An 18,953-nucleotide genomic window follows, 5' to 3' on the forward strand; every position below is an offset into this window, starting at 1 on the left:
GCCCCATTGAAAAACGTTAAAAAAGACAAGCGAATAGATAGCATTCGTCTTCTTGTTCAAGAAATGATCTCGTCTATGGATAACTCGGCCAAGAAGCAGGAGGCAGCTATTCACTTAAACGGTGTTTCTAACTTTTCCTCCATGCTGGCGATAAGGAGGGGACAAGATCAGGATCTCGCCGCAATTGCTGGAGTACTTCACCGATTTTATTACTACAAAACCGGCATTAGTGAATTTGGCGGTCCTAACAGCGCTGAGTCAGTGAGACCACTAATTAGGGATTTGAACATTTTTTCTAAAGAAGAGCAGCGTACCATTTTAAGAGCGATCTTCTATCATGAAGACATGTGCAGTATACACGGTCCTTATGATGAAATTATAAAGGACGCTTATGTGCTCCAATGTTTTTTTCAGAAACCGGGTATTGAGTTTGATCAACAAACAACCAGCAGGCTGGAGAATGTACTTCGTGAGCTGATGATCCCATTACAACTTACGGCTAAACTGGATTGCAGCGATGATGTTCCGAAACAAGAGCGTTCAGATACGAGAAATCGTTTAGCTGATATAGCGGAGTTACTTGCACTTGAGGACATCATTGGAGTTCCTAGTGATAAACGCTATCTTGAAATCTGTCAATTTTGGCCGGACACTGCAATTTATAAAGAATTACAAAACAGCTGGTGCGCTGCATTTGTATATTATTGCTGCTGGAAAGCTGGTATTAAGCTGCCTATTCGTTACCCGAACGGTATTTGTCGTTTTGCTGGTGTAACTGCTTGGCTTGAATGGGCACAGCTTCCTGAAATCAGCTTTTTCTATAAGGATGGACAGGATGGGTTTTCACCGCAGCGGGGTGATATCGTTATTTACGATAAGCTGCTGTCTGATGTGCCTCATGATCATATCGGCTTTGTTTTAAGTGTTGAGGAGAAAAGAATACTGGTAGCCGAAGGAAACCGAGATAATCAAAATTACTCCGATGTATTTTACAGGGAGAGGCAGCACTTTATCTTAGGGTATATACGAATTGACAACGACTATCGGTATGATTGGAACGGCGATTATAATCCGATTCTTTAACAATGTAATGATGAGGGTCCGGTACGGGCCAGATAGACATGGACAACCCTTAGCGTTACAATGCTTGTAAAAGAATTTTTAATTTACATAGCTTGAAGGGATGGATAACATGTATTCTGAAATGACAACAGCCGAGCTAGAGGTCCAGTTGAAAGAAGGAAAAGCCTTAAATCTTGTAGACGTACGTGAGTCGGATGAATGGCAAGAAGGCCATATTAAAGAAGCGCGCAGCATTCCGCTGTCTGAGCTGCAAGAGCGTATGGACGAGCTTCAGCAAGGTGATGACGAAATCATCATCATCTGCCGCAGCGGTGGACGCAGCGGTAAAGCTTGTGATTTTCTGCAGGCTCAAGGCTATAAAGTGGTTAACGTAGCTGGCGGTATGCTCCAATGGCCAGGCGAAGTTGCAACTGGCGAATAATATAATTTTAATGAGAATAATTCTATTTTCTAAAAAAAGCCCTCTGAGGGCTTTTTTTTATAGCAGCTGGTGTGATGAGAAACGAGGTAATAGCAGCTTACGCGAAAATGGGCTGGGATCATGCTTTACACGAATGGGGTCGTTCTAACATATACTGCGATGACGTATTTCATGGAATGCTTATGGTATTTGCGTCCTTTGGGATATATTTTTGGAGCGATTTGAGGTATCCTTATAATCACATTGGATTTAAGACAAAATACTTCAGGCATCATCGTCAATGAAGTGAAGGATTGGGTGATTTGAATGATCGTAATTAAGACTAGTGAAGAAATAGCGAAAATGAAAAAAGCAGGTGAAGTTCTAGCTGCTTGTCATCGGGAGCTGCGGACGTTCATTCGTGCTGGCATAACTACTTTGGAAATCGACCAATTTGTCGAGACCTTTTTGAAAAATAATGGTGCTACCCCGGAACAAAAAGGGTATCACGGCTATCCATTTGCAACCTGCGCATCGGTTAACGATGTGATTTGTCATGGTTTTCCAAGTGAAAATAAATTAGTCGACGGAGACATCGTAACCATTGATATGGTGGTCAACCTAGATGGATGGTTAGCGGATTCCGCATGGTCATATGCTGTTGGTAATGTATCAGAAACATCGCAAAAGCTGCTTGATGTTACAAAAGAATCGATGTATAAAGGGATTGAACAAGCGGTAGTAGGCAACCGAATCGGCGACATCTCTCACGCTATTCAAGCTTACGCAGAAGCTCAAGGCTTCTCGGTCGTAAGAGATTTTATTGGTCACGGTATTGGGCAGAAAATGCATGAAGAGCCACAGGTTCCTCATTATGGACCGCCGAATAGAGGGACGCGCTTAAAGGCTGGTATGGTGCTAACAATTGAGCCAATGCTGAACACAGGAAAGTACCACAGTAAAATTGATCAAGATGGTTGGACGGCAAGAACGGTTGATGGCGGCTTGTCTGCTCAATACGAGCATACGCTTGCGATTACAGATGATGGACCGATCATTTTGACGGCGCAATAGACTTCTTTTGTTGAATAGACTGCCGTCATTGACGGCAGTCATTTTTATAAACAGTAATTCAAGGAGTATAACTTTTTGGGGATATTAAGTGTCTTAATACATATCAGAGCGGAGTGAGCACGAAGTGGAAATCAGAACAGAAGGAATTAATGATAACGCAGAAGTTTTCCAACTAAATTACTTGGCATTTGACAACAGAGAAGATGAATCAAAATTGGTGGAAAAAATTAGATTGTCTGATTCTTTTGTGCCAGAGCTGTCTGTTGTAGCTGAAGAAAATGATCAAATCGTTGGACATGCTTTATTCAGTAAAGCTGTGGTTGTGGATGCAGAAACCAAGCATGATGTTATTGTTCTTGCTCCTATTGCAGTACTGCCAAGTCAACAGAAGAAAGGAATAGGCGGTCTATTGATCCGAGAGGGACTAAAAAGAAGCGCGGAGCTGGGTTACGACTATGTTTTTTTAATCGGGCATCCCACGTATTATCCTAAATACGGATTTAAACCAGCAAGAGCTTTAGGATTTGATCTCAAACAATTTGATGTACCTGACAATGTCTTCATGGTCTATGAACTAACGCAAGGAAACCGATACAATGTGAAAGGTGAACTGAAGTATCCAGATCTGTTTTTGGAATAAGCTCAAAGTAATTTAGGACGGATAGTTGCAGCGAGCGGGGTCAGTGGTAGCCGGTACGGATGTCTTAGATGAAGCGGGCCCAAGAAATGGTTTGCCGAACCGAAGAACGAACCGAAGTAAGCAAATCCGATCATAGACCGTTACAATATGAGGGTTCAAGCCATATTTAGGTTTGGCACTTAGAGTGGTACCACGGGATCTTCACAGCTCTCGTCTCTTAATTTAGAGATGGGGGCTTTTTTGTGTTTTTAATTAAGGCGGAATTAGAATGATTTATGAACTAGACAGCAAGGGATATGAGAACACAACGTCGAATAAGAAAAATATATTGGTCGCTTCGTGCCTGTTTACTGTAAATGAGACAAACAATAATCTTCGACGAAAAAATAAATATGCGTATATACAATAACCAATTATGTTTGGGGAGGAAATGATGAAAAATAAAAAATTGATGACTCTGATAGGTCTTTTCTTTATTGTGATATATCTAGCATTCAATATTTGGATGTTAACCAATGTCAAAGCAACATTGAGAACAATATATCTTCATCCAGAGAAGGACAATCAAATAGTGCATAACCAAGTGACTGAATCAGCATTAAATAAGTTTCATAGAAAAGAAATATACCCATCAAGTTTATCAAGGCAGGATGATATAATAGTTTACTCAACGAATATGGGATTTGGATTACACTTTTTCTACTCAGCTACCATTTGGATTAAATATACATACAAAGGATTAGACAAAAACACTATGGAAGTCAAATATGGTTCATCAAGAGTTCCAATGCAATTAAAGGTAAAACTGAAAAATGGAAGCTGGAGAATAACTGACAAATATGAAAAACCATAAAATATAAACAGGTAACGAGAGCAGAATAATCAACATAGAGCAGGTCGCCAATTTGGAGTTGGTTGTCATTAAGTTCATAGTATACATGGTCGCTTTTATATTGTAATGAAATAGTAGTTTTAACCACCACGAAATGACATCTGATAAACAGTATGTAAAACGGAGATTTTAATGTGAGTAATCGTCTGAGGTGAGATAGATGAAACCATTTAGAAAACGTCTAAAAGAGTAACAGTGAATGGTTTTCAATTTCATTGTGTAATTAACGAGTTCTTTAAAAATGAGGATGTTTCCTTTCGAGTGTATCCATATAACACCAAAACATCCTTTTTTGAAGTATACTTCTCATGGGAAAGAATCTAAAACAGGGCGATTTTCTTAGAAAATTAATAGAAATACCAGATTGAAAATAATAAACGATAAAGATGGTTGAATAAGAGGTGATGTATCTAAGTGGGATTTATAGAAACAGGAATAAAACTATTTGTGTTTATTATATTTATTTCACTATTCTTTAGTTTGGTACGATTCCTAGTCCAAAAGTATCTTGGTGATTTCTTTCAAGAATTTGTTAAAACAATAATAAAAATATTCAGTATACTTAAAGGAATTATTCGGAAAACGAGATGACTCTTGATATGATGATCAAGAAAAAAGGGAGCAATTGCAGCTTGACAGCGCTATCCACATCCTGTATAAATATTTTAAACAATATGAGATGAAAATAACAACATTAGTGATTGGGACAGTAATCTAGGACGGATAGTTGCAGAGAGCCGGGGCAGTGGAAGCCGGTACGGATGTCTTAGACGAAGCGGGCCCAAGAAATGGTTTGCCGAACCGAAGAACGAACTGTAGTAGGCAAATCCGGTCATAGACCGTTACAAAAACGAGGGGTCAAGCCATATTTAGGCTTGGCACTTAGAGTGGTACCACGGGATCTTCACGGCTCTCGTCTCTTATTTTAGAGACGGGGGCCTTTTTGTATTTTTAACTAAAGGAGGAATTAGAATGATTCATGAGCTTATCATTGAAGCTATTGAGGAAGTTACGCAGGGAATGTTGGAAGAGGGACATACATTACGACCGGTAAATCTTAAAATAGCGGTGGAGCATCCCGTTAACCTAGCGCATGGTGATTACAGCAGCAATATTGCGATGCAGCTCGCCAAGGTGTTAAAACGAGCACCCTCTCTTATTGCTGGCGAGTTCAAAGAAAAGCTGCTAGAGCATCCAACGCTTGCCTCATCCATTAACAACATTGAAATTGCATCTCCCGGCTTTCTAAACTTTTATGTGAATTGGCCTTGTTGGGCAGAAATGACGGTTAAGCCTGCCGCACAGAAGTTGACGGTAAACAAAAAAGTGCTCGTTGAGCATACATCCATCAATCCAAACAAATCGGCACATATCGGCCACTTGCGTAATTCCTGTGTTGGCGATACGATTGCGCGCATGCTGAGAAAAACGGGACATCAGGTTGAGGTTCATAACTACATCGATGATCTAGGCAACCAATTAGCCGATACCGTAGTAGGTATTCTTCAGACGAAGACGGTGCAGCCATATGATCGTTTTGGGGATTTTTGCTGGGATACGTATTCTAGCATTAATAAAGCTTACAAAGAGCAGCCTGAATTGCTTGAGCAGCGTACGAAGGTACTTGGCGAGCTGGAGGAAGGACATTCCAATGTGGCGTGGATAGGCTTGCTCGTTGCCGAACGCATCGTTCGCGAGCATGTGGAGGAAATGAAGCAATTTGGCATTATGTATGATGTACTTGTTTGGGAGAGCAGTATTGTGCGAGAAGGCTTCTGGGCTCGTGCGTTTGAGCTTCTGCAGTCTACGGGAATATTCCGCATGGAGACGGAAGGTAAGCTGAAGGGCTGCTATGTGCTGAAGAATCCTGATGATAAGGGTGAAGCAGAGGAGCAATCGGAGTTCCAAGCAGATAAAGTACTCGTTCGCTCGAATGGTATTTTGACGTATACAGCCAAGGACATCGCTTATCATCTGTGGAAGTTCGGATTGCTCGATAACGATTTCCGTTACCAGAAATTTGCGGATCGTTTGTGGTCCACTCATTCGAGCGGTGTGAAGAGAAAAATCGGTCATGCTGACATGGTCATTAACGTTATCGATCAGAGGCAGGAATACCCGCAAGCGATGGTTAAGCAAGCTTTGCTCGCTTTAGGCTTTCAAGAGCAGGCTGAGCAGCTTAAGCATGTCAGTTATGGCGTTGTAGCGTTAAGCCCAAATACAGCTAAAGGTTTGGGTATAGATATATCAGATGGCAAGCATGCTTACGCAATGTCAGGCAGACAAGGAATTGGCATCAAAATTGCAGATTTTCTAGTGAGGATGGAGCAAATCATTGACGCGAAGCGTTCACGTAAAGGCGGCTTAGCAAGTCGTACGATTGCAGCTGCAGCGATTCGTTATTACCTGCTTCGTTTTCATCTGCAGACGGAGGTTGTATTCGATCTTGATCAAGCGACAGAGATATCCGGCAACACAGGTGTTTATTTGATGTATACGTATGCCCGCTCCAGCAGTATTTTGAAGAGAGCAGGTTTATCTGAATTCGACCCTCTTGCTTTATCGGATATTACCGAGCTGGAGCTGCAGGAGCATTCTCTGTTAAGGCAGCTGGCCTATTGGCCGGAAACGCTGCAAACGGCGGTTAAAGAACTGGCTCCTAATCAGATTTGCACGTATGTTTATGAGCTATCTGCGTTATTTAATCATTTCTATGCGACCTGCCCGATTTTAAAAGCGGAAGGATCAGTGAGAAGTTTACGTATATGGCTCACAGAGCGTTATAAGCAAACCATGCAGGAGTCGCTCGATATACTGGGAATACCTGCACCGAATAAAATGTAGCTGTAGGTTCCATTCATGCAATTCGATTGCCCGTCATATAGTTTAACGCAGAGGTACAGGCATCTAAAGGCGATGAACGAGGGGCGGGTGCAGCGATTGGGGCATGAAGAGCATAATGAGGAATTCGATAGCAACCTAACGATAGATTTTGCGGTGCAAGGAATGAGCTGCTCAGCTTGTGCGGCAAGGATCGAGAAGGCAGTCGGCAAAATGGCTGGTGTTCAGATGGCTGCCGTCAGCTTTCCGCTTCGAACCGCATGGGTACAGTTTAAGCCTGAGCAGCTCGGAGCGAAGCAAATTGCTGAGCGCGTCAAGCAATTAGGCTTTGAAGCTCTTCTAAATGAGACGGCCAAGGAAGGCTTGCATAAAGAGCATCGAACGCTAAAGCTCCGACTTACAGCATCAGTTATTCTTACTGTGCCATTATTGACGGGTATGGTGCAGCATCTTCCTCTGTTGAAGCCGCTGCTTGATTTCTTGCCAGCTTGGCTGATGCTTCCTTGGCTGCAGCTCTTGCTCGCTACCATTGTTCAATTTGTAATTGGCTTGCCGTTTTATTTCGGCGCTTATCATGCCGTGCGTGAGCGAAGCGCTAATATGGATGTACTCGTTGTAATAGGAACGACAGCAGCCTATTTATACAGCCATTATGTCGTTTTTCAAAACGGTTTGTTTCGTCCTCTTATCGAGGTATCGGCACATGCGCCGCCCTTATATTTTGAAACCTCTGCCGTCGTCATTACTGCAGTGCTGCTGGGGAAATTTATTGAGGTTTCGGCTTCACTGCGAGCTCAGCGCGGCTCGGACGGTTATGGCAAGCTGCAAAGCCAGACGGCTGCAGTTGAACGGGCAGGTAAAGTCATACAGATACAGACGGAATTTGTACGAGCGGGTGATATTGTCATCGTACAGGCAGAAGAGATTATTCCAGTAGATGGCATCGTAATCGAGGGACAATCAGCGACAAATGAAGCGATGCTCTCGGGTGAAAGCCTGCCGATATCGAAGCGAGAAGGAGATCAGGTGTGGGCAGGAACGTTGAACGAAAGTGCACCGCTTCGTATTCGAACGAAAGCAGCCGGTCACGATACGATGCTGAACAGAATTCAAGAGCTTGTTCGACAAGCCCAGCGGTCGAAGTCGGCTATACAACGCAATGTTGATGCGGCTGCAAGCTGGTTTGTTCCGGTCATGCTGCTCATCGCGCTAGCAACGGTTGTCATGTGGGGTTTAATTCTGGAACCTGGAAACTGGAGTCAAGCATTTATGTGCGGCATTGCTGTTTTACTAGCTGCATGTCCCTGTGCGCTTGGTTTAGCTGCACCGATCTCCCTTGTTATTGCTGCAAGCCGATTGGCCAAACAAGGGATTATTACGAAGGAAGCAGGCGCTCTGGAGCGCTTAGCGAGTATTCAAACGATTATTTTCGATAAAACGGGTACGTTAACCGAAGGAAAACCGCATATTAGTGCATGGCACACTGTGAAGGAGAACCGTTCCTCACTGCTGCGACTAGCTGCTGCTGCAGAAGCAGAAGCTGCACATCCTCTCTCTAAAGCAATCTTAAATGAAGCAAGCAAGCTGGGATTAATCATTCCATCCTCTAGCAACCATGTGTTTACGCCGGGCGGAGGCGTAGAAGCGGTTGTAGAAGATAAACGCTTCGCTATTGGGAATGCCCGATTTGCCACTGAGCGCAATTGGCCAATGAACACTGAGGTTGTTGCTTTTGCGAAGCGACGTGAGGAATTAGGAGAAACAGTGCTATATCTAGCACTGGAGGGGGAAAATGCGGGAGCCATAGCATTTAGCGATCAGGTGAAGGAAAATGCCAAAGAAACGGTAAAAGAGCTGCGGAAGCTTGGCGTTTCGGCTGTTCTTGCAACCGGCGATCACAAGGCGCCAGCGCTAGCTGCGGCCAAAGCAGCAGGTATTACAACCGTTCATGCGGCTATGCTGCCTGAGAGCAAGCTTGCGCTTGTCGAGAAATTACAGCAGCAAGGCAAACGAGTCGCAATGGCAGGGGATGGCTGGAATGATGCGCCGGCATTAGCCGCAGCGGATGTAGGCTTGGCGATGGGTGAGGGCACAGACGCTGCACTGAGCGCAGGTCATATGACCTTGCTTTTCTCACGCTTGCATGCAATACCCGAGGCAATTAGAATAAGCCGCTTAACGATACGAAATGTTAGACAAAATCTGTCATTCGCTTTCATTTATAACGTGATCGTCATTCCGTTTGCGGCATTTGGATTGCTTGAGCCTTGGATGGCAGGCACAGCTATGGCGCTTAGTTCAGTATCTGTCGTCGGCAATGCGCTGCGGCTTAATGGCCAGCTTCAGAGCCTGAGCCGAGCCGGTACTCATCCATGACACTGACCTCACAAATGATTGGCTTTATCATTCTAACCGGATTGTTAAGCGCACCTCATTGCATTGGAATGTGCGGCGGCATTGTGTCAACCGTTTCGTTGAATTCCTCGGCCACGATCCGCAAATCGATGCTTCTATATAATACAGGACGTATCCTATCCTATTCATTACTAGGAGCTGTGATGGGGACGGTTGGTTCTTTTGTAGATGTGGCAGGCAAGTTTGCAGGTGTTCAAGGACTGGCTTCTATCATCGGCGGCTGTTTCTTGCTGCTCTGGCTTTGGCGCAGGTTCCAGCTGCCGTTTATGAATCGTTTGTCGAGCTTCCTTCATAAAAGACTGACTGACGGGGCGAAGCGCTCTGCGAATCAGGAAACGATGCACTTGCTCGCTACAGGAATTGCTTTCGGATTTTTGCCTTGCGGCTTGACCTATGCAATGCAAATGACAGCAGCCTCCACAGGATCAGGGATTGAAGGAGCAGCTGTCATGGCTATATTTGGATTATCGACGTTTCCGGCATTAGCAGCGGCCGCATCAATCGCTGCCTTCGCCAATAGAAAATGGCGGCGATTCATGCGCAAAGCAAGCGTAGTTACAGCAATTGCCGTTGGCGTTTTAGCGATTTTGCGAGGGCTAGCCGCAAATGGAGTTATCCCTACGATTAATCCATGGCTTTGGTAAGCTTGCTAGTGAATCGCCCGCAGCAGCCTAACGAGTGTATACGTATGATCGGTCGTCTTTAATGTTACAGTCGCTTTCCAGGTGCCTGCCATCAGAGGCACACCTTCACCTGCATATATCCCCGGTGATGCTTCTGTCATTTTAAAGTCATAATCGCCGCATACCATATCGATCATTTCAAGCTTGACTGCTAACTCCGCTCCTTGCATAGGAGCACCCGCGAGATCAGTTAGCTCGATTTTAAAATGGTTGTTGTGAAGCACTTTGGCTGGATAAGCATCAATGGACCAAACGGCATTTCCTCTCTCGAAAGAATGCTCTGTTATAGGGGGCGACATATCCTCGCCTTTACGGAGCAACGTAAGGGCTAACCCTATCACAAATGCAATCACCAAAAAAATGAGGATGAATTTCAGAAGAGATGAGTTCGGTTTAGGCTGTATCTTCATAGTGGAATAAACCTCCTTTACGAGTAGCGACCTCTTTTTGCCAAACTAGTGAAAGCAAGAAGTCTCATTACGTTACCTATGCAGCCAAATGGCGGAGCAGAACGCCAATGGATGACAGGGGAATGGCGGGGAGTGATTGGACAAATGTAGACGGAGGGTGTATATTTACAACTGAATATTTTATCATCAAACGTTTAGGTAAAGACATTTAGTAAACTTGTTTGCCGGATGAGATGATGTTGGAGAAGCCATTCGCTTAACCTATTTTGAATGAGCGTATAATAGCATTTCTGGCATAAAGGTCAGGGTGCTATTTTTTTTATACGATTAATGATACAGGGGGAATATGGACAAATGATTAGGTTGAACCGAAGTGTGATGAAAATGCTTTTTGGCTTGCTTTTGACGATGATGCTCGTATTTACGGGAGCATGCAGCGCGAGTAATAATGCGGATAACAAGCCAAACCAAACGACGAATAATTCAGGTCAGACTGCAACGAATGAGCCGTCATCAACGGAGAAATCCACGATCTATCCGATCACCTTGAAAGATGATACAGGAATGGAGATGACAATCGAGAAGCAACCAACGAAGATCGTTTCACTAGCGCCAAGTGAAACGGAAGCCATATATGCAATAGGCGCTGGAGATCAAGTGGTTGGCGTTGACGAGGCGAGCAATTTCCCAGCGGAAGCCGCTTCCAAAGCAAAGGTTGGAGATATGACGACAAATATTGAAGCTGTTGTTGCTCTTGCTCCCGATCTTGTAATCGCCTCAACAAGCATGAATGGAGAAGCGATCACAAGACTTCGAGAGTTGAAAATTACAGTTTATGCTACGGACCCGCTTACCTATGATGCAGTTATTGCCAAAATTATAAATTTAGGTCATATCATGAATAAACCATCCGAAGCGGCTAAGGTTGCTGACCATATGCTTACCGTAAAGCAGCAAGTAACGGATGCAGTTAAAGGTGCCGAATTGAAAAAGGTATACTTAGAATTTTCACCGGACTGGACCGTCGGCTCGGGTACCTTCCTTGATGAGCTGCTCACACTTGCCGGAGGCAAGAACGTTGCAGGAGCATCACCAGGATGGTATGAGGTGAGCGCGGAGGAAATTGTTACTCAAAATCCTGAGATTATTATATACCCTGAGTTGAAGGAGGAGCCGAATCCAATCGTTACTAGCATAGCAAGCCGTCCCGGCTGGAATGTCATTGATGCGGTGAAAAACAAGCAAATGTATGCCGTAACAGGGGACCCTCTTGTACGTGTGGGACCAAGACTCGCAGATGGTTTGCTAGAGATTGCGAAAATCATTCACCCGGATCTCGTAAAATAATGATGAATTATAAATTAGTGTGGTATGGAGGAGCAGCTATGCTCCTTCTTGCTGTTTCTATTGTTGTAAGTTTATCTATTGGTTCAGCTGGTATTTCTATTCGAGATGTGTGGGGTATTCTGACTCATCAGCTGCCATGGCTTTCTGAGAAGCCGGTTCCCTATACAGCTGCCGAGATTGCGATTGTCACACAGGTACGTCTATCGCGTATTTTGCTCGCTGTCCTAGTGGGTGCATGCCTTGCACTTGCAGGTACCGGCTTTCAAGGGGTTCTTCGAAACCCGCTAGCTGATCCTTATACACTTGGGGTAGCTTCAGGAAGTTCTGTGGGCGCAGCTTTTATTATTTTATTCGGATTGCAGACGGCGCTTGGCATGTGGACGATACCGCTAGTTGCTTTCGGTACAGGTACCGTAACGCTGCTTGGTGTTTTTTGGTTGTCACGCAATAATGGTGTCATACATATTGAAACGCTTATTTTGTCAGGTGTTATTATTCAATCTTTTTTTGGTGCTTTCGTATCCTTTATGGTTTCCATGTCGGAGGGAGTCGTTAATCAGATCTTGTTCTGGTTAATGGGCTCGCTAGCGTTGCGGAGCTGGGACCATGTACTTATGCTAATTCCTTTTCTAGCGCTTGGAATGCCGCTGATGCTCGCATACGGGCAATCACTTAATTTATTTGTACTGGGAGAGCGGCAAGCAGCTCATCTTGGTGTTCGCGTCGAACGAACGAAGCTGATCGTCTTAATCAGTGCAACACTTCTTACAGCTGCGGCTGTATCCGTTTCTGGTGTCATTGGATTCGTAGGTCTTGTCGTTCCTCATCTTATCCGTTTGCTCGTTGGTCCGGACTACCGATTGATCACCCCTTTATCTGCTATCGGGGGAGGAATCTTTGTTCTATGGGCTGATACGTTTGCGAGAATAGCATTGACACCTAAGGAAATACCACTTGGCGTCGTCACAGCGCTGCTAGGTGCGCCTTTCTTCGCTTACTTGCTGCACAGACGGAAGCTGAAGCAAGGAGGATCATTATGATCGAAGTGCGTAGCATTGTGCAAAAAGTACAAGGGAGAACTGTGCTTAATAAGCTGTCCTGCTCCTTTCAAAGAGGGCGTATGTACGGTGTTATTGGGCCTAATGGAGTCGGAAAATCAACACTGCTGAATGTACTATCAGGAGTTGATAAGCCTAAGCACGGTGATGTATGGTTAGACGGACGCAGCATAGCTGCCTATCCGCGAAAAAAAATCGCGCAAAAAATGGCGGTTTTACAGCAAAGCGGGTTGCCTCAAGTAGGTTTCTCTGTAAGAGAGGTCGTCAGTATGGGAAGATACCCTTTCCAAAACTGGCTAGGCAGTGATGAGCACGATTTCGAAACGATAATCGATGAAGCGTTAACGGCGATGGGACTTCAAGAGCTGGCGCATCGCAAAATGGATCAGCTAAGCGGCGGGGAACGCCAACGAGTGGCGCTTGCAAAGGTGATGGCGCAGGAGCCTTCGATTATATTGCTGGATGAGCCAACTACTTATTTGGACATTGGTTTTCAAATTCAGCTGTTGGATACGGTTAGAGCTTGGCAGCGCAGCCGTGAATTGACGGTTATTGCCGTTCTGCATGATCTTAACTTAGCTTCGCTTTATTGTGATGAGCTTGTTGTTCTTCATGAAGGGAAGGTTGCGGCAGCTGGAACACCGCGGGATGTATTGACTCCCTCGCTGATTGAGCAGGTGTATCAAGCCGCAACCACAATCATCGCACATCCAGTTACGGGTGTACCACAAATTTTACTACAGCCGAATGATTCACTATAAACGGTAAATATAAGTTTGAAGGAGTTTTTGAATTGGAAAAAAATTTATACGTTCAACTAACAGCTGCGATTGAAAAAATCAAACCATTTAATGAAGAGGCTGCAGCATTAGCCATGCTGCATTCCGATTCCTTAACGAAGCCGCCAGGAAGCCTTGGCAAGCTAGAAGCTATGGCAGTACAGCTAGCAGGCATCTCTGGTGAGCTGTGGCCAGATTTATCGCGCAAATCCGTTATCGTTATGGCAGGAGATCATGGTGTATGTGATGAGGGTGTAAGCGCATTTCCACAGGCAGTGACGCCTCAGATGGTGCTAAACTTCCTGAGTGGCGGCGCAGCTGTCAACGTGCTTGCAAATCAAGCGGGTGCAGATGTTATTTGTGTAGATATTGGCGTAAATGCGGATTTGGAGCATGAGCGGCTTGTCAGCCGTAAAGTTGTACGCGGTACGGCTAATATGGCCAAGCAGCCTGCTATGACTCGCGAAGAAGCACTTCAAGCTATTCTAGTCGGCATCGAGGTTGTGAATGAGCAGGTACAGCTCGGCTGCCGCTTATTTGCAACAGGTGAAATGGGCATTGGCAATACGACGGCAAGCGCAGCATTAACGACGGTACTTACAGGATTATCCCCTGAACAATCGGTTGGCAGAGGAACTGGTATCAATGATGCAAGCTGGATAAATAAAGTGGATGTTGTGAAGCGCGCGATAGCGGTTAACGAGCTTGATGGACCAGATGCTGATCCAATCGATGTGCTTGCTAAGGTAGGCGGAGCAGAGATCGCTGGACTTGTCGGCGTCATCATTGGAGCTGCGGCGAATGGTTGTCCGGTTGTTATCGATGGTTATATTTCATCAGCAGCAGCTCTAGTTGCTTCACGAATAGCAGAGCAGACGCTTCCATTTATGATTGCATCTCATCTCTCGCAAGAGCAGGGGCACTTAAAGCTGTTGGAATCGATTGGTTTGCTGCCGATGATGCAGCTTGAGATGCGTCTAGGGGAAGGTACTGGAGCGGTATTATGCTTTCATTTTATTGACGCTGCGCTCCATCTCATGAAAGAGATGGCGACGTTTGAGAGTGCAGGCGTATCCAAAGGTTAGGTGAGCGAAGATGGCAGTTTTGGTGACGGGCGGAGCAAGAAGCGGGAAGAGCAGCTTCGCTGAGCAATATGCGATGAGGGTTGCAGCACGGGGGTTATATATTGCAACCTGCCAACCGTATGATACAGAAATGCAAGCGCGAATTGGGAAGCATCGCATGGATCGTGAGGATTCAGGCTTTCGCTGGGAAACCATTGAGGACCCGTATGAAGCAGCGAATCAGCTTAGCCGTTTGAAAGAGCAATTGACTCGTGAAGCACAGGCTGGACAACAGCCAGCTGTCGTGCTGCTTGATTGTTTAACTTTATGGCTGACGAACTGGCTGATGCGTATGGAGCAAGAAGCGTTGGATGCTACACATTTGGAACTTGAAAAAAATAGATTGCTTGATGCGATAAGTAGTTATCCTTATCCCTTAATCATCGTAACAAACGAGGTGGGCGATGGGATTGTTCCCGCGTATCCACTAGGTCGATTGTTCCGTGACGAAGCAGGAAGACTTAATCAACAGGTCGCTGCAATATGCGAGCGTGTTTTTCTAGTAACAGCAGGTATTCCTGTTGATTTGAAATCGATAGCGTTTAGCTGGGATCAATTATGATTATATATTCCTTCAAGGAGCTGCTGCTCCTTGCAGCGGCAGCGATTGTTATTGATTGGATCGTAGGCGATCCGAAATGGCCTACCCATCCGGTCATTTGGATTGGCAGGCTCATTCGATGGCTTGAGCGATTACTTGCCCCGGAGCGTTGGAAGGAGCGGCCAGCTGCTGTTCGGGCTTTAGGTGTTATATTGACCGCGGTGACACTGCTCATCAGCTGCTGCTCGATGTGGCTGCTTGTTTGGGCAGCAGATGCCGTACATCCATGGCTGGGGTATGCGGTTAGCGCATGGTTTATTTCGACGACGTTGGCTGTGAAGGGATTAAAAGAAGCGGCAATGCTCGTATATGTACCATTAGTGGCAGGCAGGCTCGATGAAGCAAGGAAATTTGTAGGTTATATTGTTGGTCGCGATACTGCACAGCTTGATGAGCGCGAAGCTTCGAGGGCTGCTATTGAGACGGTTGCTGAGAATACGGTAGATGCACTTGTTTCGCCGTTATTGTTCGCTCTAATCGGAGGCGCTCCGCTTGCCATGCTGTATCGCGCAGCAAATACGCTCGATTCAATGGTTGGTTACCGAAATGAAAAATATAAATATTTTGGTTGGTGCTCGGCTCGGACCGATGACGTATTGAACTATATTCCAGCAAGACTTACAGGCGCAATGCTTACGTTTTCTTCGTTGTTTGACCGGCGGATGAAGGCGAAGCGGGCTTGGCGGGCTATTTTTGTATTCGCCCACCTTCATCCTAGTCCAAACAGCGGCATACCGGAATCTGCGGTTGCAGGCGCACTTGGTATAGAACTTGGTGGAATAAATTCGTATTTTGGTGTAAAGAGCGAGCGGGCAAGAATGGGATGGCCTACTCGTCCATTGCAATCGGATGATATTTTACTCAGCGTTCGTTTGTTGTACGGGGTTAGCTTCATATTATTTGCGGGGGTGATTGCCGTATGGTTCGTCGTGAAGTAAAACTTCATATTCAAGCGCTTATCGCTGCCTTTCAATTTCTGACGAGATTTCCGATTCCGATCTCCGTGCCATTTCAAGGCGCTGTCCTATCAAGAAGTGTAATCTACTTTCCAGCAGCAGGTGCTCTCATAGGAGTTTGTTTATTTGGTTTCACATGGTTATTAGCCTTATTCGTCCCACCTTGGCCGAGCGCTGTGTTGGTGCTCACCCTTTGGACGGCACTTAGCGGCGGACTTCATTTAGACGGTTGGATGGATACAGCAGACGGGGTGCTTAGTCACCGCTCTCGAGAGCGTATGCTCGAGATTATGAAGGATAGCAGAGTCGGGGCGATGGGCGTACTTGCAGCTGTATTGCTGCTGCTCTTCAAAGCTTCTTTGTTAGCTTATATGCTGGAAGACGGTCAAGCGGAGCTTTACGGAGCGCTGCTTGTTATTGCGCCGATTTGGAGCCGAGCGTGGATGGGAGCGGCCATTGCAGGCTGGCCCAATGCCCGCCTTGGGGAAGGTATTGCCGTATTATTTAATGAGGTTAAATGGTTGCAGGCAATAATTGGGTTTATTATGGCAGCAATCATTTCAAGCATTGTTTTTTGGATCGTTGGCATAGGTACAAACGTAGCACTAATAGTGCTGCTTACTATAGGAATGATAACTCTTTGCTGCGGCGGGATTCTAGCAGTATGGTTAAATCGGAAGCTTGGCGGATTAACAGGAGATACTTACGGAGCGATGAACGAAGCGGTCGAGGCAGCGCTGCTGTTTGGTGCTGTCATTTGGATTTACGCGCAATAGAAAAGGAGTTGGCGTTTTAAATGTTAGAAAGATATGGACATGGCGGCGATTTACGGACAGCGGAGGAAGCCTTCGGTATACCTGCACATCAATTTGTTGATTTCAGCTCGAATATGAATCCGTTAGGACCGCCGTTAAGTGTAAAGCAAGCGCTCCTATCTTATGCAGAGCACATAGATCAATACCCTGATCCTGCAGTACGCGGGCTAAGAAGGAAGCTAGCCGAGCTTCATCAAATCGATGAACAATCGATAGTCGTTGGCAATGGCGCGGCGGAACTGATCGATCTGATCGCTCGTATGCTTCAGCCCAAATTGACGACGCTGGCGATCCCGTGCTTTGATGAATATGGTGACGCTATTCGGAAAACTGGTGGAGCCATCTATGAAATCAAGCTCTCACCAGAAAATCAATTTAGCTTATGCTTGGATTCTGATCATTTATGCGAAGCAGCAGCTAGGGGGTCTTTAGTTATGCTCGGTTCACCAAATAATCCGACGGGTCAGCTCGTAGATCCAGATCTTATTCGCTCGCTTCTTGGAAAAGGTGCCTACGTTGTTGTCGATGAAGCGTTTATGGATTTTGTGCCGGAGGAGTCGCGTTACAGCCTCATTCAAGAGGCGACCGAGCATGAACAGCTGTTCGTTATCCGCTCGATGACCAAGTTTTATTCCATACCGGGTATTAGGCTCGGGTATATTGTCGGTATGCCTAGAACGATAAGCGGCTTGAGAAGGCTGCAAGTTCCTTGGAGCGTGAATTCTTTAGCACAGCTGATCGGGGAAGCAGTACTGGATGAAACAGATTTTGTCGACCGGACATTGGCATGGCTGGAGCAGGAAAAACCGTGGTTGATCGCGGAGCTTCAAGCCATCGGCTTTGAGGTAAACCCGAGTGCAGCCAACTATTTGCTCATTCGCATTCCAAGAGATGCAGGCTTAAGCGCCAGCATGCTTCAGCTTGAGATGGGGAAGCAAGGTATACTTATACGTGATGCATCGAGATTTCCCGGTCTGGATCATACATATATCCGGGTTGCCATTAAGCTTCGTCAGCAAAATGAACAGCTGCTCTCAGCCTTCAAAAACGTTTTGAATAGGAAAGAAAATCGTGCCAACTTATGAGCTTGAGCCAAAGGAGGGAACGAAATGCCACAGCCCTTTCGCACAGGCAAGCATTATGAATCACAGCTATGGAGCGGCGTTCGACTAGAATTACTTGAGGATCGAATCGAAGTAATCAGTCAGGAACAATTACATGCACTGAGCAGCGCCATTCATCCTGGAGGTTTTTCCTACACCAATCGCATCGTGAATTGGAAAGTTCCGCTCACCTATCAGTGCGAAGATCCCGTAAGTGACATTATTAAACAGTGCGGCGCATGGGGCAGCGACCTGAATACGACGATCGGCTTGATCACAGCAGCGAAGCTGACTCATGCATCGATAACCGAGTTTGAGGGTGATCGCTTTAAGCTGCTTTGTTGTACGACCGTCGGGACACGAAATGCGGCAAGAGCAGGCATGCCGCGCAGCACTTTTTCTGCTTATTCAGCCGGAACGATTAATATTGTTATTCTAATTGATGGGCAAATGACCGAATCAGCTATCGTTAATGCGGTCATTACCGCAACGGAAGCCAAAGCGGCCGCCCTTCAGCAGTTAGGTATTGTTGAGTTCGAAACAGGAAATTGTGCTACAGGAACGACAACAGACGCGATTGTTATTGCGGTTAGTCAAGAGGCGAGTTGGAATGCAGTACATGCCTATGCTGGAGCGGCGACGACAATAGGTTGTGCAATCGGAGAGGCAGTCTATGAGACGGTTATGGAAGCGACTCGAACGCAGCATGAGGACTGAGAATAATAATTTTGT

General features: G+C 45.6%; 18 protein-coding genes and 1 other annotated feature. Of the genes, 17 read left to right on the forward strand and 1 reads right to left on the reverse strand.

What is annotated here, in order from left to right:
* Window positions 1-6 precede the first annotated feature (6 nt).
* From AC0YN6_RS02065 to AC0YN6_RS02100, 8 genes are all read left to right on the forward strand, one after another.
* The gene (locus tag AC0YN6_RS02065; protein ID WP_475744738.1) at window positions 7-1,083 is read left to right on the forward strand and encodes a CHAP domain-containing protein; all 1,077 of its coding nucleotides are present in this window, start codon (window positions 7-9) and stop codon (window positions 1,081-1,083) included.
* Window positions 1,084-1,192: 109 nt separating this feature from the next.
* A complete protein-coding gene (locus AC0YN6_RS02070) occupies window positions 1,193-1,504 on the forward strand; it encodes a rhodanese-like domain-containing protein (protein WP_475744740.1) in 312 nt (103 codons plus the stop codon).
* Window positions 1,505-1,810: 306 nt separating this feature from the next.
* Complete coding sequence (gene map / locus AC0YN6_RS02075) at window positions 1,811-2,557, forward strand: type I methionyl aminopeptidase (RefSeq protein ID WP_475744741.1); 747 nt, start codon at window positions 1,811-1,813, stop codon at window positions 2,555-2,557.
* 124 nt (window positions 2,558-2,681) lie between these two features.
* Window positions 2,682-3,197, forward strand: a complete 516-nt coding sequence (locus AC0YN6_RS02080) for a GNAT family N-acetyltransferase (RefSeq protein ID WP_475744742.1) — start codon at window positions 2,682-2,684, stop codon at window positions 3,195-3,197.
* A 430-nt stretch (window positions 3,198-3,627) separates the two neighbouring features.
* Window positions 3,628-4,050, forward strand: coding sequence for a hypothetical protein (locus AC0YN6_RS02085; protein ID WP_475744744.1), 423 nt, complete (start codon window positions 3,628-3,630; stop codon window positions 4,048-4,050).
* Between the two features lie 727 nt (window positions 4,051-4,777).
* Window positions 4,778-5,013, forward strand: a binding site (T-box leader).
* 48 nt (window positions 5,014-5,061) lie between these two features.
* Entirely contained in the window at window positions 5,062-6,933 is a 1,872-nt protein-coding gene (locus AC0YN6_RS02090; RefSeq protein ID WP_475744746.1) for an arginine--tRNA ligase, read from the forward strand.
* Between the two features lie 96 nt (window positions 6,934-7,029).
* On the forward strand, window positions 7,030-9,306 hold the full coding sequence (locus tag AC0YN6_RS02095; protein WP_475744747.1) for a heavy metal translocating P-type ATPase: 2,277 nt from the start codon (window positions 7,030-7,032) through the stop codon (window positions 9,304-9,306).
* Window positions 9,303-9,989, forward strand: coding sequence for a sulfite exporter TauE/SafE family protein (locus AC0YN6_RS02100; protein WP_475744749.1), 687 nt, complete (start codon window positions 9,303-9,305; stop codon window positions 9,987-9,989). The genes AC0YN6_RS02095 and AC0YN6_RS02100 overlap by 4 nt, the downstream gene beginning before the upstream one ends.
* Window positions 9,990-9,994: 5 nt before the next feature.
* Here AC0YN6_RS02100 and AC0YN6_RS02105 read toward each other — a convergent pair whose 3' ends face one another.
* The gene (locus tag AC0YN6_RS02105) at window positions 9,995-10,438 is read right to left on the reverse strand and encodes a FixH family protein (RefSeq protein WP_475744750.1); all 444 of its coding nucleotides are present in this window, start codon (window positions 10,436-10,438) and stop codon (window positions 9,995-9,997) included.
* Window positions 10,439-10,792: 354 nt separating this feature from the next.
* Between AC0YN6_RS02105 and AC0YN6_RS02110 the strand changes: the two genes are divergently transcribed.
* The 9 genes from AC0YN6_RS02110 to AC0YN6_RS02150 are packed head-to-tail and all read left to right on the forward strand — an operon-like array spanning window position 10,793 to window position 18,938.
* Window positions 10,793-11,785 (forward strand): ABC transporter substrate-binding protein, encoded by a 993-nt coding sequence (locus AC0YN6_RS02110; protein WP_475744752.1) that lies wholly within the window; start codon window positions 10,793-10,795, stop codon window positions 11,783-11,785.
* Window positions 11,786-11,787: 2 nt separating this feature from the next.
* Complete coding sequence (locus tag AC0YN6_RS02115; RefSeq protein ID WP_475745510.1) at window positions 11,788-12,825, forward strand: FecCD family ABC transporter permease; 1,038 nt, start codon at window positions 11,788-11,790, stop codon at window positions 12,823-12,825.
* Window positions 12,822-13,604 (forward strand): heme ABC transporter ATP-binding protein, encoded by a 783-nt coding sequence (locus AC0YN6_RS02120; RefSeq protein ID WP_475744753.1) that lies wholly within the window; start codon window positions 12,822-12,824, stop codon window positions 13,602-13,604. The genes AC0YN6_RS02115 and AC0YN6_RS02120 overlap by 4 nt, the downstream gene beginning before the upstream one ends.
* Window positions 13,605-13,636: 32 nt before the next feature.
* A complete protein-coding gene (gene cobT / locus AC0YN6_RS02125; protein WP_475744755.1) occupies window positions 13,637-14,707 on the forward strand; it encodes a nicotinate-nucleotide--dimethylbenzimidazole phosphoribosyltransferase in 1,071 nt (356 codons plus the stop codon).
* A gap of 10 nt (window positions 14,708-14,717) precedes the next feature.
* On the forward strand, window positions 14,718-15,308 hold the full coding sequence (cobU, locus tag AC0YN6_RS02130; protein WP_475744757.1) for a bifunctional adenosylcobinamide kinase/adenosylcobinamide-phosphate guanylyltransferase: 591 nt from the start codon (window positions 14,718-14,720) through the stop codon (window positions 15,306-15,308).
* Window positions 15,305-16,285: an adenosylcobinamide-phosphate synthase CbiB gene (gene cbiB, locus AC0YN6_RS02135; protein WP_475744759.1), complete on the forward strand. Its 981-nt coding sequence runs from the start codon at window positions 15,305-15,307 to the stop codon at window positions 16,283-16,285. Before cobU ends, cbiB begins: the two co-directional genes overlap by 4 nt.
* On the forward strand, window positions 16,267-17,079 hold the full coding sequence (cobS, locus tag AC0YN6_RS02140; protein WP_475744761.1) for an adenosylcobinamide-GDP ribazoletransferase: 813 nt from the start codon (window positions 16,267-16,269) through the stop codon (window positions 17,077-17,079). The genes cbiB and cobS overlap by 19 nt, the downstream gene beginning before the upstream one ends.
* A gap of 20 nt (window positions 17,080-17,099) precedes the next feature.
* A complete protein-coding gene (gene cobD, locus AC0YN6_RS02145; RefSeq protein ID WP_475744762.1) occupies window positions 17,100-18,203 on the forward strand; it encodes a threonine-phosphate decarboxylase CobD in 1,104 nt (367 codons plus the stop codon).
* 24 nt (window positions 18,204-18,227) lie between these two features.
* Entirely contained in the window at window positions 18,228-18,938 is a 711-nt protein-coding gene (locus AC0YN6_RS02150) for an adenosylcobinamide amidohydrolase (RefSeq protein ID WP_475744764.1), read from the forward strand.
* The last annotated feature ends 15 nt before the right edge of the window (window positions 18,939-18,953 follow it).

Source organism: Paenibacillus sp. J22P15 (assembly GCF_056269345.1).

Bases quoted from the DNA above. Each gene is read 5' to 3' on its own strand.
- AC0YN6_RS02090 (WP_475744746.1), top strand. From the start codon at position 5,062: ATGATTCATGAGCTTATCATTGAAGCTATTGAGGAAGTTACGCAGGGA.
- map (WP_475744741.1), top strand. From the start codon at position 1,811: ATGATCGTAATTAAGACTAGTGAAGAAATAGCGAAAATGAAAAAAGCA.
- AC0YN6_RS02110 (WP_475744752.1), top strand. From the start codon at position 10,793: ATGATTAGGTTGAACCGAAGTGTGATGAAAATGCTTTTTGGCTTGCTT.
- cobU (WP_475744757.1), top strand. From the start codon at position 14,718: ATGGCAGTTTTGGTGACGGGCGGAGCAAGAAGCGGGAAGAGCAGCTTC.
- AC0YN6_RS02150 (WP_475744764.1), top strand. From the start codon at position 18,228: ATGCCACAGCCCTTTCGCACAGGCAAGCATTATGAATCACAGCTATGG.
- cobS (WP_475744761.1), top strand. From the start codon at position 16,267: ATGGTTCGTCGTGAAGTAAAACTTCATATTCAAGCGCTTATCGCTGCC.
- AC0YN6_RS02105 (WP_475744750.1), bottom strand. From the start codon at position 10,438: ATGAAGATACAGCCTAAACCGAACTCATCTCTTCTGAAATTCATCCTC.
- AC0YN6_RS02120 (WP_475744753.1), top strand. From the start codon at position 12,822: ATGATCGAAGTGCGTAGCATTGTGCAAAAAGTACAAGGGAGAACTGTG.
- cobD (WP_475744762.1), top strand. From the start codon at position 17,100: ATGTTAGAAAGATATGGACATGGCGGCGATTTACGGACAGCGGAGGAA.
- cbiB (WP_475744759.1), top strand. From the start codon at position 15,305: ATGATTATATATTCCTTCAAGGAGCTGCTGCTCCTTGCAGCGGCAGCG.
- AC0YN6_RS02115 (WP_475745510.1), top strand. From the start codon at position 11,788: ATGAATTATAAATTAGTGTGGTATGGAGGAGCAGCTATGCTCCTTCTT.
- AC0YN6_RS02100 (WP_475744749.1), top strand. From the start codon at position 9,303: ATGACACTGACCTCACAAATGATTGGCTTTATCATTCTAACCGGATTG.
- AC0YN6_RS02085 (WP_475744744.1), top strand. From the start codon at position 3,628: ATGATGAAAAATAAAAAATTGATGACTCTGATAGGTCTTTTCTTTATT.
- AC0YN6_RS02070 (WP_475744740.1), top strand. From the start codon at position 1,193: ATGTATTCTGAAATGACAACAGCCGAGCTAGAGGTCCAGTTGAAAGAA.